We start from the raw sequence: 14,145 nt of genomic DNA, 5'->3' as shown, positions 1-14,145 counted from the left end.
GTAAGGTGTTCGATCAGGGTCATTGGGTTACCTCTCAGAAAGTGAGGTGCGATTAGATCACAGTAATTCAGCAGATTCAATCTTTGTTAACAAAGTGCGATCCCGCCCTGACTAATATCGTGGATCATGGCTCGGCTAGTGTTTTGTTTGAAGTGAAATATCGTTTTTCCGATCCCTACCCAAATATCACTTCTTCAGCATCGATTTATTCAACAACGTCTATTCAATCCGTGGCACCAAGTAAAGTCGAGTATATATTGCCTTTTGATCTGCGTTATTCAACCTATCGGGGAGAGAAAATAGCACTGTTATCGCAGATCCAAAAACAGCTAGTGCTTAATCAAGATTACCAAGTGTTGATCGTTGGTCATACCGATTCTCAAGGGGCAAAGGCTTATAACTAAATACTTTCAGAGCAGCGAGCGCTTTCTATTAAGCATCTGTTAATGGCTTATGGTGTGCCTGCCGCGCGTATAGATTGTTCTGCTCAAGGTGAGTCTTATCCCGTAGCGACTAACAGTACAAAGCGTGGACGCCAGAAAAATCGCCGTGTTTCAGTAACTTTTATTCAAAACTAATTTAAGGTGATCGAGATGAACGCTATCCTGGGGTGTTGCCGTTTGCTTTGTGCAGGCATATTTATTGTGTTGTTCTTAGTGGGTTGTGGTGGAAGTGAGACGGCAACATTTGAAAGTCCCTCTGTGATTGCTTTACAGGTGGAGCCGACCAGTGCAGTGATCCCAGAAGAGACGACACAAGCTTACACTGCAACGGCCATATATAACGATAATACTACCTTAGATGTGACCGAGCAGACGACTTGGAGTACGAGTGATCCTTCGAGCGCATCCATCTCATCTTCAGGGGTCGCGACTGGGATTAATAGTGATGATGAGACTGAGAAGGTGTCGGCTTTGTTTCAAGATCAAACCACGAATGTAGCATTAATGGTGAGTCCAGCGGTGCCAACTGGATTAGTGGTTACGCCAACATCTTTGAGCCTGCCTCAAGGCAGTATAACCCTATTAACGGCAACTGTGACGTATAGTGATGGGACGACTTTTGATGCCAGTAATAGCGACAATATTGCTTGGGAAGTCAGTAATAGTGCTCTGTTATCTGTTGATAATCAAGGCTTGCTAACGGCGAATACACAAATGAATGGTTCAGCCAGTGTAACGGCGACATTCAGTGTAAATGATAACGTGGTGAGTGGCCAAAGTCAGTTAACGGTGACCGATGCTATTCCTATTGAGTTGGTGATCACCCCTAAATCGATCAGTATTCCTCAAGGGACTGAGCAGGTTTTTGTGGCAATGGCCACCTATAGTGACGGTACACAAATTAATGTGAGTACCAGTAATAGGATGTTATGGCAAAGCAGTAATGTCGATATTGCCACAATAGAGAGTAATGGACTCGCTACTGCCAGTTATGAGAATAATGGTAATGTGGATTTAAAGGTGCTTACACCAGCGTTGGAGTGTCGATAGGGGCGAGTACCTCACCGATGCTATTCCGATTTCACTCATGGTGACGCCAACATCTAGCACGCTTGCTCAAGGAATGACTCAAGGCTTTACCGCGTTGGCGACTTACAGTAATAACACCGTGGTGGATGTAACTCGTAATACCAATACCTCTTGGGTGAGTAGTGATATGAGTTTGGCGACGGTGAATGCTGATACGGGAATGGCGACGGCAAATAGCACTCAATTTGTGGGTAATGTGAGTATGACGGCCACTTTTATCTCTCAAGGCGCTAGTACAGAAAATAGTGCTATCACGATCACTAATTTCGCAACTTTATCGATTACTCAAGCTATTCCTGTTGATCTTGTGGTTTTGTCGACAAAAAGCAATATTGCCCAAGGGCAAACGGCGCAGCTGAGTGCAAAAATCACTTACAGCGATAATACCAGTATCAGTATAAAGAACAGCCCTAAACTCTCTTGGAACAGTGATGCAAGCACGATTGCGAGCATAACTAACACTGGGCTAGTGACTGCTAATAGTCAGCAATTGACAGGTAATGTGTTAATGACTGCCAGCTATACTGATGTTGATCAACAAATTAGTGCTAGTCGGCTATTAACAGTGAGTGAGGCGGTGCCGATTGAGCTTGTGGTGAGTACAATTAAAAGCCAAGTGGCGCAGGGGCAGAACACTCAGTTAACGGCGAGGGTGACTTACAGTGATAATACTACGGCTGATGTCACCGATGTGGATCAAAATGCCATATCTTGGATTAGCAGTGATAATTAACTGGCGACTGTCAGTAATAGCGGCTTGTTAACCGCCAATAGTCAAAAGCAATTAGGTGATATCACTGTGACTGCCACTTTTATGGATGTGGCAACTAAGGTGGTTGATTCAACGATGATATCGATTACGGATGCAGTACCGATCCAACTGAGTGTTCATAGTGATGTCAATAGTATTGCTCAGGGGCAATCCAGTCAGTTGAGTGCCATTGTGACATACAGCTATAATACCACTGCAAGTGTGACTGATGGTACGCAAAATGCTACTTCTTGGATAAGTGACTCAAATGAGTTAATGACAGTGGATGTTAAAGGTTTTGTGACAGCGAATATCAATGGATTAGTAGGACAAGGTTCAGTGAAAGCCATTTATATGGATGCAGGTGTACAGATTGAAAGTACGTTAAATTTATCGGTAACAGAAGCAGTACCGGTTAAATTGGTGATCACCAGTGATAAAACCAATCTTGCGCAAGGACAAAGCCTGCAACTGAAGGCTATAGTGATCTATAGCGACAATACCACTGCCGATGTGACCGATGGCAGTACAGTGAATACATCTTGGCTGAGTGACAATAATGACGTAGCGATAGTGACCAATAACGGATTATTAGTTGCCAATAGTCAGCAGTAAACAGGGGAGGTGAGCATTACCACCACTTTCGTTGATGTGGGCGTGACGGTGGATAGCCGTTTGACGATTTCAGTGACACAAGCTATTCCTGTGAGCATGGTGTTAAGTGCGCTGAAACAGAGTATTGCTCAAGGACAAGCGACGCAAATAAATGCGAGGGTGACTTACAGTGATAAGAGTGTGGTGAATGTGAGTGATGGCACGCTTCATGACACGTCTTGGGTCAGTGATGCAAATTCTGTCGCCAGCGTGGACTGTCAAGGGGGGCTGACGGCAAACAGTCTTGGCAATATCGGTGAAGCACTGGTGAGTGCGACTTCCATTGATGCCAATGCTCGAGTTCAAGCCAGTATGACGTTTTCTGTCACTCAAGCTATCCCGGTTCAATTAACCCTCTCATCAGAAAAAAACAGTCTTGCCCAAGGGCAAAATATGCCTTTGATTGCGACGGTGACTTATAGCGATAATACGACGGCGGATGTGAGCCAAGATAGCGGTATTTCTTGGGTGAGTGAGAATACGGCATTGGCGAAAGTGGATGAGCAAGGCTTGTTAATGGCTAATATCAATCAACAAAGTGGTAATGTGACCATACTGGCGACGTATCTTTATACCGGTGTGAATGTTGATTCCAGTATGAAGATTGCAGTCACAGAAGCTATTCCAACTCAATTAGTGATCACGCCTACTACCGTTAATATTGCCCAAGGCACAACCCAGCAGCTTAAAGCAACGGTGACTTACAGTGATAATACCAGTAGTGATGTGACGACAACGGTATCTTGGATAAATAATTCAGACAGTTTGATCAATATTAATGATGCGGGGTTAGTCACAGCCAATCGCCAACAGCAACTTGGAGATGCTGAAGTTAAAGCGACCTATATTGATGTTAATGTGACTGTCGAAGCCTCTGCGATTATGACGGTTACAGTGGCAACACCGCAACGTTTAGTCGTGTCACCTACAATTGTTAGCCTTGCACAGGGCAAGACTCAGCAATATAGCGCTACGGTGATTTACAGCGACAATACGACGGCTGATTTTACTCGCGATCCGGCTTTGTCTTGGTCAACCAATAATAGCCTACTGGCAACGATTAATGAGCAGGGTGTTGCCAGTGCGAACAGTCAGCAAGGTGTGGGAGAGGTCACTGTTACGGCCCATTTTTTAGATAATGGTGTGCCAGAGGAAGGCAGTGCGAGTTTGACTGTGACGCCCGCTGTGCCAATGAACTTGGCCACTTCGCCCGGTGTTGCGAGTATCCCGATGGGATATACTCAAAAGTTTTATGCCATGATGACTTACAGCGATGGCAGTGTGGGAGATGTGAGTGATGGGACCCTGTATGATATTTCTTGGTCTAGCAGTAATGATTATCTTGCTTCAGTCAATAACCAAGGGTTGGCCTCCACCCTCTTTTCTGAAGGAACGGGTGATGTCACTATTACAGCTAAGTTCATTGATAATAATGTCCCGTTTGAGGCCAGTGGTATCTTAACTGTTGCGGATCCTGTTCCGACTTTGCTGGAAGTTATCCCAAGCGTTGCCAGTATTGCGCAAGGGACCACGCAACAATTTCAAGCGTGGATGACCTACAGTGACGGGGTGACAAGAGAAGTGACGAATAATACCAATATCGATTGGATCAGTGATAACAGCACCCTTGCCACTGTGGGTACTTTAGGGAATGAAGGTTTAGTGACGGCCAATAAAAACACTAATGGCAGTACGAATGTGATCGCAACGGATACGAGCAATGACCTGAGTGGTAACGCGGTGTTAACGGTGACATCAGCAGTCCCTGAATCCTTGAAGGTAACGCCTGTTAATGGCAGCAGCTATCAAGGGCAAACGAAACAATTTACGGCGACAGTCACTTATAGTAATGACACAACTTATAATGCGAGTAGTGATAGTAAAACCTCTTGGATCAGCAGTGATCCAACGATTGCCACCATTGATAAAAAGGGCATCACCAGGGCTTATTTAACGAAGGGGAGCATCGATATTAGCGCAACATATCAAGACGGCGCAGGCTTTACTGATGTGACAGGGTTAACGATTAAGTCCAAAAGTTCTTACCCTTTAGATTGTTATTCGGAACTTAATGACAGTAAGACGCTAATAAGTGGTACGGCGAATACCTATGGAGATGGCCCGACATTAAGTCGGAAAAACAATCAATACGCCTACTGTTTACGCCCCGATTTAGCAGGACTCGATGTGACACTGAAGGCCCATTCAGGTTGTGGTTGCCAGGTTTCGGCTCAGCAACAATCGGGGTGGAAGACAATTAATGGCGAGAAATTTAAGGTGACAAAAATTATTGCTAATTCATGTCCTTTATATAATGGTTATTAAAGTGACCCTTCAAGCTATTGAATCCCGTTTTCAGACGGTTTGGGGATAAATCAAAGCAATAGCGGTGGTAAAATAATCAAACTCGCTTACTTAACGCATTTTTTTATTTACAGCAGCTAAGCGCAAAGGTATTATCTCGGTCGTTCGGAGAGATGGCAGAGTGGTCGAATGCACCGGTCTTGAAAACCGGCATGGGTTTGTAGCCCATCTAGGGTTCAAATCCCTATCTCTCCGCCATATAAATGCAAAAAAGGCAACCCATTAGGGTTGCCTTTTTTGCATTTGGAATTCAGGCAACATGACATGGGTTTGTAGTACGTTCATGTAGGGTTCCAAATTTTTATCTCAGGGTCATATTAAGAAAAAGCTCATCAGAAATGGTGGTTTGTTTGTATCTAGAATTCAGGTGAAAATAACATGGGTTTGTAGCGTCTCCATCTAGGGTTACAAATGGCTATCTCTGGATGAGAGTAAAACAAAAAAGCAACTTTAATAGGTTGCTTTTATGTCTCTAAAGTTTACATGATGGAATCGCGTGATAATAATAGACTGAGTTTTCATTCTATTGCTTTTTTAGGTTTATTTTATTTGAGTCGCTTTATTAATTTCGTTTCCCTCTTTTTTTATAGAGTCGTTCGCGGATAAAAAAAGTCGCATCTAAAACGGCGGTATGGGGGGCCTTGTACTGAAACGTATGGGGGAATCCTCCTTTGACTGCCCATTTTTAATGGCGGTGATGGTGAATTTTGTATGAATTTCCCGCTAAGTTTTCGAGTCGTACTTTTATTGTATTTCATATGGTTAGCAATTGGTAAATTCTCCTTTCTAATTCATAATAGATGGGATAAATTACTGATAACTTATTTTTTGAGGCTTTTGCCTCGGCACGTTTATGTCGGAAGGAAGAGATAATTTGATTTCTGTATATTTAGTCGATGATCATGAACTGGTTAGAACGGGTATCAGACGTATTTTGGAAGATGAACGTGGAATTAGAGTCGTTGGTGAAGCCTGTGATGGTGAAACAGCGGTGCAATGGAGTCGTCAAAATGAAGCAGATGTTATTTTGATGGACATGAACATGCCAGGGATAGGTGGATTAGAAGCAACACGTAAAATATTGCGTTATCAAGCGCACGCCAAAATTATTGTATTAACCATCCATACTGAAGAGCCGTTTCCTTCTAAAGTTATGCAGGCAGGGGCGTCGGGTTATTTAACAAAAGGGGCCACACCACCGGAAGTGTTACAAGCCATTAGGCAAGTGGCCCATGGGCAGCGTTACTTATCTCCTGAAATTGCTCAGCAGATGGCATTGAGTCAGTTTAATCCGACAGAAGAGAATCCTTTTCAGTCACTGTCTGAACGGGAATTACAGATAATGATCATGATCACCAATGGTGAAAAGGTCAGTGATATTTCTGAGCAACTAAATTTAAGCCCAAAAACCGTTAATAGCTATCGGTATCGTTTATTTGCTAAATTAGGTATTGGTGGTGATGTTGAGCTGACACGTTTAGCCATCCGTTATAAAATGCTCGATACGGGTCAGTTTTAGACGGGGTCGGTACTATATTGAGTTGATGTTAGGTTAAGCGCTTTTGATACCCAAATCCTCTTCAAGGGGTTTGGGTTAAGTACAAGATTGTCAGTTTTGGGTGAGAGGATGAAAATCAATAATCATGGTGGGTGAATTTAATGCAACCGACTTTTTAAAAACGGTGAGTTCCGCGCCGGGTGTTTATTGTATGTATGACAATAGCGAAACGGTGATTTATGTCGGCAAAGCCAAAGATTTAAAAAAGCGCCTCTCTTCTTATTTCCGAAAAAATATTACCCATGTTAAAACCCTAGCATTGGTGTCTCATATTGTTCATATTGATGTGACTGTCACCCACAGTGAAACGGATGCGTTAATTTTAGAAAATGATTATATTAAGCAATATATGCCGAAATATAATGTCTTGTTAAGAGATGATAAGTCCTATCCCTATATTTTACTCAGTCAGCATAAACACCCGAGGCTTGCTTATCACCGAGGGGCTAAACGCGAAAAAGGGCAATACTTTGGCCCTTACCCTAATGGCGGCGCAGTCAGAGAAAGTTTGCATTTAATGCAAACACTTTTTCCCATAAGACAATGTGATGATCTTTATTATAAATCGCGTTCACGTCCTTGCCTGCAGTATCAAATTGAGCGTTGCAGCGCCCCTTGTGTCGATAAGATCAGTAAATCTGACTATCAAGAACAAGTGAATTTAGCCAGTTTGTTTTTAAAAGGAAAAGACAAACAAGTTACCGCGGCATTAGTGGACAAAATGAATCAAGCGGCATTGGACATGGAGTACGAAACGGCGGCACGCTTGCGGGATCAAATTGCGGCATTAAGGCGGGTAGCAGAGCAACAAGAAGTGTCGAATGCCTCTGGTGATATGGATGTGATTGGTACGCATTATGCGTCAGGTGTGGCGTGTTTTCACTTATTGTTTATTCGAGCGGGTAAAATTTTCGGCAGTCGCAGTTATTATCCCAGCGTACCCGCAAAAACAGAATTATCTGAAGTATTACACGCATTTGTATTACAGTTTTACCTTAATAGGCAAAGTCAACGCAGTGTGCCAAAAGAGATTTTATTAAGCAGTGATTTTGACGAAACTGCTTTGTTTGAGCAAGCTATTCAAGTGGCATTGGATAAAAAAGTGCAGATAAAAACCCAGGTGCGGGGGGAGCGGGCGCGCTTTTTAAAACTGGCGCAAACCAATGCAACTCATGCGGTCAATACACGTCTGTCACATAAGAATACGGTTGAGCAGCGCTTTAGTTTATTGGAAGAGGCTTTGGAAACAACTCAAGCGATTCAAAGAATGGAGTGTTTTGATATTAGTCATACGATGGGAGAGAGTACGGTCGCTTCTTGTGTGGTGTTTAATCGTGAAGGCCCTCATAAAGCCGATTATCGACGATACAATATTACTGGGATCACACCGGGCGATGATTATGCCGCGATGAAACAGGCCATTAGCCGACGATTTGATAAAATAAAACCGGGCGGTAAAGTGCCAACGATTTTATTTATCGATGGCGGAATAGGTCAGTTACGTATTGCGCAGCGGGTGGTTGATGAAAAGTGTGCACATTTTGATAACCCACCTATGCTCATAGGGGTGGCAAAAGGAGAAGGGCGCAAGCCTGGGCTTGAAACGTTAATTTATGGCACGACTGAAGCTTCTTTTAATCTGGCGCATGATTCAGGTGCCTTGCACCTTGTTCAACATATTCGTGATGAGTCTCATCGCTTTGCGATAACAGGGCATCGAAATAAACGTCAAAAAACCCGTAACACTTCAACGTTAGAATTGATAGCGGGTGTGGGTCCTAAGCGGCGAAAAGCGTTATTGCAATATTTAGGGGGCCTGCAAGGTGTGAAGGGGGCCAGCGTGTTAGAGTTGGCTAAGGTGCCAGGGATCAGTATTGATATGGCTCAGCTTATTCATGACTCACTTCGAGTGTAATATGTTTGGACTCGTAGTGAGCGATTTGTGGTTATGACAGATAAGATCTCAAGTGATATTGAGGTTTATAGCGTTTCACTGAATCAGTGAAACATGGTTAGAAATGAGGCAAAGCGTTAATTATCCCTGAGTATGCATTGCGGGGGCCCTAAAATTAAGGCAAGATTAACGCTGCTTTTTAGATAATAGGTTTTATCAATGCCCTTTAATGTACCCATCGCGTTAACTCTGTTCAGGTTATTACTACTGCCTGTTTTTGTCGTGTTTTTCTATTTATCTGATGCTTGGGCGCCTTTTGCTGCGGCCTTTGTTTTTTGGTTGGCGGCATTAACTGATGCACTCGATGGCTATGCGGCCAGAAAATTAAAACAATCGACTCGCTTTGGGGCTTTTCTCGATCCTGTTGCCGATAAAATCATGGTGATCACCGCATTAGTCTTATTAGTGGGAAAATATAATAATATTTGGTTAACCCTACCTGCGCTATTTATGATTGGCCGTGAAATTGTGATTTCAGCGCTACGGGAATGGATGGCCGAAATTGGTAAACGAGGTAAAGTGGCGGTCTCTTGGATTGGAAAATATAAAACAGCGGCACAGATGATTGCGATCATTGGTTTAATTTGGCAACCGAATGACATTATTATCTATATGGCTTATGCTCTTTTTTACATCGCCAGCATACTGACCTTCTGGTCCATGATCAGTTATATTCGCGCCGCCTGGAGTGATTTGACAGCTGAGTAGTCTTAGATGCATGACAGAGGTTTACGGGGTTGAGCCTCTGTTTGTTCGAGCATCAAGGTTATTTTTCTTGTTGCTTAGTTTTCTTTTCTTATTGTTCTGGTTTATCCCTCGTTATTTTATCTTACCTGATGCTATTTCAACGTTTTGAGCCGGTTTAAATTCTGCATTGTGCCTTCATTTGGCTATAAAACTCTCTCGTCGTTGATTTTGTGTGCAGTCAGTTAATTATCATCAAATTGGTAATTGACTCTCTGGCGCAAATCGGTAGAATTCCATCCCGTACTAAAGACGAAGTGAAGCAAGCAAGGTTTGTTCAGCATGCCTTATAAGAGTCCAAGGCGACATTAGCTCAGTTGATAAAGAGGGAAGTAAGATACCTTTAATTATCAGTTACTAATAACGCGATAAAAGTTAGATGACATTAGCTCAGTTGATAAAGGTGAAAGTAAGATACCCTTTATTATCAGTTGCTAATAATTCAATGAAAGTTAGGCGACATTAGCTCAGTTGGTAGAGCGATACCTTGCCAAGGTATAGGTCATCGGTTCGAACCCGATATGTCGCTCCAATATTTCAATTAGCCTCTTTTTAGAGCTAAGTATTGAAATAGCGGCAATAAAAATTGGCGCGATGGCAGAATGGCTATGCTGCGGATTGCAAATCCGTCGATCTCGGTTCGACTCCGGGTCGCGCCTCCATATTTAGAGTAAGATGAGTGGTGTCAATTTGACCTCACAGTATTAACTACCGATAATACGTATCATCTTATTCATCCAGTTTTGCCCGAGTGGTGGAATCGGTAGACACAAGGGATTTAAAATCCCTCGCTTAATAGGCGTGCCGGTTCAAGTCCGGCCTCGGGTACCATCTTTATTGTAAAGAGTATCAAAGCCCTGACATGAGTCAGTGCTTTTTTTTATCTGAAATTTGGTTTTTATTCATTGTTGTTGATTGAACATTATCTAGTGTTATTATGAAGATTGATGACCTTCTCACTACCCTCTAGTAATATGTGTACTTAATGATAAGTTTAACAGCCAGTTAACTATCCCTGTTTATCGTTAGAACCGTTTAATTACGTAAAACCTCACTCTGCCTCCCCGATGGTCATATTTTTATTCACACTGGTGATTAACAGCATTAAAGCGAGTGTGTTTTTTCAAGTTGAGACCATGTCAGTAATGATGTGAAGTGGCATCGTTTAATTGAGTTGTTTGCTCATAACTGATGACTTGTTGTTCTGGGACTATTTGAGGATAAGCTATCTCATAAAATTCTATGGTTAGGGTATACAGCATGAAGGCCAGCCAGCCTAATGCGATGGCTTGGGTGGTGAGTTTATAGCCTTTTCGTAGAATGAACCAAACAAAAATATAAGGCAGGAAGACTATCCCGAGAAACAGCATCCATGAGACTTTTCTTTTTACTTCGGGTAATGGCTGTTGCTCGTTCGGGTGGCCGCATTGGGGGCAAGTAGTAACTTCGTTTGAGATAGGGTGTTGGCATTGACTGCACTGAATACGTACCATGACATGTTCTCTATGTCTGAGGTTGTTCCTCTATTTTAGTCAAAATTAGCGAATATGGGGTTGAGAGTGGTTTTTAGTTTTGGTCATGAACACATTGGATGGGCAGATACGGTAGTGAATGTAATTTATTGGAACTACAGGCGGGATTGCTAATAAGCTCACTGACGTATAATAAAGCTACCTACATTCTATTTTTCTGGTCAAATCAAGTATGGAAAGCAGGCATTAAACTGTGAATAAAGTGAATTTTGAACAATAGGGCTACAGTATTGAGGGTTAGATAAAGGTCACAAGGCCAGTGATAACAGGGGCTACCACTGGGAGACAGTCGATTAGGTTACCGTTTCAAACTGATGGTTTTGTGATAATTAACGATTTTCTGTCCCAGTAAACTGGATTATATTATTTGGGAACATTTCACTTTCAACTTCATAGCAGTATTCTCTGGCAATCTTGGTGATCTCCTCGTTTATCTTGCCATATTGTTTGGAAAAAGGTGGCCAATAATCACCTAATCCTAAAGCATCATTTATGACCAGTACTTGCCCATCACACTTGGAACCCGCACCGATGCCAATAGTGGGTATCGACAAGGCTTGGGTGATTTGATCTGCCAAAGTATAAGGAATATGTTCAAGTACGATCATAAAGGCGCCTGCTGCTTGGATCTTTTTAGCATCGACAGTTACTTTTTCAGCTTCACTGCTAGTATTGCCAACTTTTTTAAAACTTTTAGCTGTTTGAGGTGTTAGCCCTGTATGACCAACCACGGGTATACCGCTAGACACTAAGTGGGCAATAACATCAAGCTTCGCCCCTTCGAGTTTCACGCTATCTGCTCCTGCTTTTATTAGGCGCTGAGCGTTTATCAGAGCAGTATTGGGATCGTTATCTGCCATATAAGGAAGATCACCAATAATGTGAGTGTTTTTCGCCCCCCGTCTAACAGCACCAACGTGATATTCCATGTGCTCAATGGTGACTTCTCTTGTACTCTCAAACCCCATTTCAACCATGCCGACAGTGTCACCCACTAGGATCACTGCGACCCCAGATTGTTCAAGACACCTAGCAATAGGGCAAGTGTATGCTGTTAACATCGAAATTGGTTTTTTGTCCTTCATTGCTAGCAAATCACTAGAAAGCATCTTCATATTTTATATCCATAATTTAAAACAGAAACATTCAAGGAGACCGCAATATAGCAAATGGTTTTATATTTGGCGATTATTGGTTCAATGTGGCTGTTGCAAAAAATGGGCTAGGGTGAACTTTGCTCTATTGTGAGCAAATCATCGGGTGAAACCCCCCTCTATATTGAACAACCGGTTAATCAAGGCGGATCGCTCCCTAACCAAGGCGTTCCGTTTATCTCAGCTAAACAGGCTTTTATTGAGTATTCGCAGAAATTCAAAACCCTGAAGGTTGATCATGTCTGTTTTCTTCGCTGGGACCACCCGCTGCATTAATGAGTTTGTGATAGGAGCATGATCGGACTCTATGCCATTATTAAGGCATTATTGTAAAGCGGGGCAGGTTTACTTTTTGTTTCTTTATAGATTGTTGGTAAGTACTTAAGTAAAAGTTTTCAAAGGTTGAATTTAGCCCTTTAGAAAGCAGAAACTCATGTGTTATCAGGTAATCGGTATACTTTGGGAGCTTAAAAATCAAACAAAATGCCGGATAACTTCATCTCAGGCACTTACTCTTTTATTATGCACAGAATAAATAGGACAGGTTTATCTCTTGTAAAATTCACATTACTGGATGCTGGAATATTATGAACTTTTATGCAAGTAGAGGTTATTTTAAATGGACTCAGTATGTTGACGTTGTGATCTTCTTACTTGGACTGGCTTTGATCGTGATTTCTCAAAGAGTGGTGAAGTATAATCAACATACCGCGAGTCAATGATCCATGATCAGTCTGGCGTTTATGATATTGAGCTTATATTTAGGCTGATTTGGGTGATCCGTCATGCGTTCAAGCAGGCTGTTTGTGTGAGATCACAAGTAGCCTGCTTTTTTAACGATGAATTTAATGTATTGATAATATTAATCTTCTGGGAAACTGTCTAGCATCCATTGTTCAAAATTGATGATTTGAGAATCTGGCCAACGTTTTCCACCTTTAGGCATATTGCCGGATTTAACTCTACTGTGAATATCAGCAGCATTGGCTTTGACATCTTCATAAGATGCAAGGTTTAGGCGGTTACTTCGCATACAGCCTATGTCTATTTGAGTGAAGTAATCTTTAACTTGGTTGTTCCATGTGATGGCATTGCTCATGTGGCGTCCTTTTTATTTGGCGGTTTTAACTGATTTGACTGGTGGCGTTGTTTTTTATGTGTTGTGGTATTAGCATGTTTTTGCGCTTTAAAAAAGACTGAACTGTAGTCGGTATACCAAAAATCATCGGGATGGTCGACAAATTGAGGGGTAGTGGCTGATAACCTATGGCAGCCTATACAGCTGGATTTATTAAAATTATCCGCAGTAAAGCTTGATTCCATTCCCCCGCCATTGGTTAAGCCTGCACCACCGCCAGAATGATCTTCTTGAAAATAAGATTCCATGGTGAGATTGCCGAGAAACTCCGGTGCAGGTGTTCCTGCTGGGAGAGGGCTTTTTTGTGCAGAGAATGTGAGCGTTTGAGGACCTGTGGGCCACTGTGGGCCACTGTGAGCTAATAAGCTAATAAGCTAATAAGCTAATAATTTAGCCAAACAGAGTTAGGGTATTTCACTGTTGGTTAATGCTTCGACAGGTAAACATTGAGGGTTGATAATGGGTAGATCAGGCGGATTGGGAAAAATTTGTGCGGCATGGGATGGGCTTGACAGGCTGATGATAAAGCTTAATCATAATGCATTGATTTTTATACGGTAATGAATAAATAATATCCTTGGTATGATGTTTTTCGGTTAATATTGTCGTAATAGAAACTTCTTACAGTGCATTAGTTTGAAAAATATTTTTTAAGTTAACTGACCTCCGGCAAAGCCGGAGGCTTATTTGGGTGACGCCCTAAAAGGGCTTAAGTCCGTGCCCAAGGCACTATCTACATTCCGAGTTTTAATTGATCCCGATGA

At 42.3% G+C, this 14,145-nt stretch carries 13 protein-coding genes, 4 tRNA genes and 1 pseudogene; 13 read left to right on the top strand and 5 right to left on the bottom strand.

Annotated elements, in window-relative coordinates; genetic code table 11:
• The first annotated feature begins 83 nt into the window (after positions 1–83).
• From L2764_RS23055 to L2764_RS23000, 13 genes are all read left to right on the top strand, one after another.
• Positions 84–404, top strand: coding sequence for a hypothetical protein (locus tag L2764_RS23055; RefSeq protein ID WP_248942668.1), 321 nt, complete (start codon positions 84–86; stop codon positions 402–404).
• On the top strand, positions 405–578 hold the full coding sequence (locus L2764_RS28365; RefSeq protein WP_376708476.1) for an OmpA family protein: 174 nt from the start codon (positions 405–407) through the stop codon (positions 576–578).
• Positions 579–593: 15 nt separating this feature from the next.
• Positions 594–1,493: an Ig-like domain-containing protein gene (locus L2764_RS23050; protein WP_248942667.1), complete on the top strand. Its 900-nt coding sequence runs from the start codon at positions 594–596 to the stop codon at positions 1,491–1,493.
• A gap of 37 nt (positions 1,494–1,530) precedes the next feature.
• Positions 1,531–2,265 carry an Ig-like domain-containing protein gene (locus L2764_RS23045; RefSeq protein ID WP_248942666.1) on the top strand — a complete coding sequence of 245 codons (735 nt, stop codon included), beginning with the start codon at positions 1,531–1,533 and terminating at the stop codon, positions 2,263–2,265.
• A gap of 66 nt (positions 2,266–2,331) precedes the next feature.
• On the top strand, positions 2,332–2,898 hold the full coding sequence (locus tag L2764_RS28065) for an Ig-like domain-containing protein (protein WP_248942665.1): 567 nt from the start codon (positions 2,332–2,334) through the stop codon (positions 2,896–2,898).
• A 9-nt stretch (positions 2,899–2,907) separates the two neighbouring features.
• Positions 2,908–5,262: an Ig-like domain-containing protein gene (locus L2764_RS23035; protein WP_248942664.1), complete on the top strand. Its 2,355-nt coding sequence runs from the start codon at positions 2,908–2,910 to the stop codon at positions 5,260–5,262.
• Positions 5,263–5,408: 146 nt separating this feature from the next.
• Positions 5,409–5,499, top strand: a tRNA-Ser gene (locus L2764_RS23030).
• Between the two features lie 676 nt (positions 5,500–6,175).
• Entirely contained in the window at positions 6,176–6,820 is a 645-nt protein-coding gene (gene uvrY / locus L2764_RS23025; RefSeq protein WP_248942669.1) for a UvrY/SirA/GacA family response regulator transcription factor, read from the top strand.
• A gap of 124 nt (positions 6,821–6,944) precedes the next feature.
• On the top strand, positions 6,945–8,774 hold the full coding sequence (gene uvrC / locus L2764_RS23020; protein ID WP_248942663.1) for an excinuclease ABC subunit UvrC: 1,830 nt from the start codon (positions 6,945–6,947) through the stop codon (positions 8,772–8,774).
• Positions 8,775–8,972: 198 nt separating this feature from the next.
• On the top strand, positions 8,973–9,521 hold the full coding sequence (pgsA, locus tag L2764_RS23015) for a CDP-diacylglycerol--glycerol-3-phosphate 3-phosphatidyltransferase (RefSeq protein ID WP_248942662.1): 549 nt from the start codon (positions 8,973–8,975) through the stop codon (positions 9,519–9,521).
• Between the two features lie 492 nt (positions 9,522–10,013).
• Positions 10,014–10,089, top strand: a tRNA-Gly gene (locus L2764_RS23010).
• A 56-nt stretch (positions 10,090–10,145) separates the two neighbouring features.
• A tRNA-Cys gene (locus tag L2764_RS23005) sits at positions 10,146–10,219 on the top strand.
• Between the two features lie 83 nt (positions 10,220–10,302).
• Positions 10,303–10,388 (top strand) — tRNA-Leu (locus L2764_RS23000).
• A gap of 308 nt (positions 10,389–10,696) precedes the next feature.
• Here L2764_RS23000 and L2764_RS22995 read toward each other — a convergent pair.
• The 5 genes and pseudogenes from L2764_RS22995 to L2764_RS22980 all read right to left on the bottom strand — a co-directional run bounded on the left by L2764_RS22995 (position 10,697) and on the right by L2764_RS22980 (position 13,629).
• Positions 10,697–11,050, bottom strand: a complete 354-nt coding sequence (locus tag L2764_RS22995) for a zinc ribbon domain-containing protein (RefSeq protein ID WP_248942661.1) — start codon at positions 11,048–11,050, stop codon at positions 10,697–10,699.
• Positions 11,051–11,418: 368 nt separating this feature from the next.
• Positions 11,419–12,204 (bottom strand): 3-methyl-2-oxobutanoate hydroxymethyltransferase, encoded by a 786-nt coding sequence (panB, locus tag L2764_RS22990; protein ID WP_248942660.1) that lies wholly within the window; start codon positions 12,202–12,204, stop codon positions 11,419–11,421.
• Positions 12,205–12,342: 138 nt separating this feature from the next.
• Positions 12,343–12,567 (bottom strand): annotated as a pseudogene (locus L2764_RS28360) (IS6 family transposase); the annotation flags it as partial.
• A 538-nt stretch (positions 12,568–13,105) separates the two neighbouring features.
• Positions 13,106–13,342: a hypothetical protein gene (locus tag L2764_RS22985; RefSeq protein ID WP_248942659.1), complete on the bottom strand. Its 237-nt coding sequence runs from the start codon at positions 13,340–13,342 to the stop codon at positions 13,106–13,108.
• Positions 13,339–13,629, bottom strand: a complete 291-nt coding sequence (locus L2764_RS22980; RefSeq protein WP_248942658.1) for a hypothetical protein — start codon at positions 13,627–13,629, stop codon at positions 13,339–13,341. Before L2764_RS22980 ends, L2764_RS22985 begins: the two co-directional genes overlap by 4 nt.
• Positions 13,630–14,145 lie beyond the last annotated feature (516 nt).

The sequence above is a fragment of the Shewanella surugensis genome, from assembly GCF_023284005.1.
GTDB lineage: Bacteria > Pseudomonadota > Gammaproteobacteria > Enterobacterales > Shewanellaceae > Shewanella > Shewanella surugensis.
This window is presented reverse-complemented; position numbering and strand designations above follow the sequence as displayed.

Excerpts from the sequence above, each read along its gene's own strand:
- L2764_RS23050 (WP_248942667.1), top strand. The coding sequence starts at position 594 with ATGAACGCTATCCTGGGGTGTTGCCGTTTGCTTTGTGCAGGCATATTT.
- L2764_RS23045 (WP_248942666.1), top strand. The coding sequence starts at position 1,531 with ATGGTGACGCCAACATCTAGCACGCTTGCTCAAGGAATGACTCAAGGC.
- uvrC (WP_248942663.1), top strand. The coding sequence starts at position 6,945 with ATGGTGGGTGAATTTAATGCAACCGACTTTTTAAAAACGGTGAGTTCC.
- pgsA (WP_248942662.1), top strand. The coding sequence starts at position 8,973 with ATGCCCTTTAATGTACCCATCGCGTTAACTCTGTTCAGGTTATTACTA.
- L2764_RS22995 (WP_248942661.1), bottom strand. The coding sequence starts at position 11,050 with ATGGTACGTATTCAGTGCAGTCAATGCCAACACCCTATCTCAAACGAA.
- panB (WP_248942660.1), bottom strand. The coding sequence starts at position 12,204 with ATGAAGATGCTTTCTAGTGATTTGCTAGCAATGAAGGACAAAAAACCA.
- L2764_RS22985 (WP_248942659.1), bottom strand. The coding sequence starts at position 13,342 with ATGAGCAATGCCATCACATGGAACAACCAAGTTAAAGATTACTTCACT.
- L2764_RS22980 (WP_248942658.1), bottom strand. The coding sequence starts at position 13,629 with ATGGAATCTTATTTTCAAGAAGATCATTCTGGCGGTGGTGCAGGCTTA.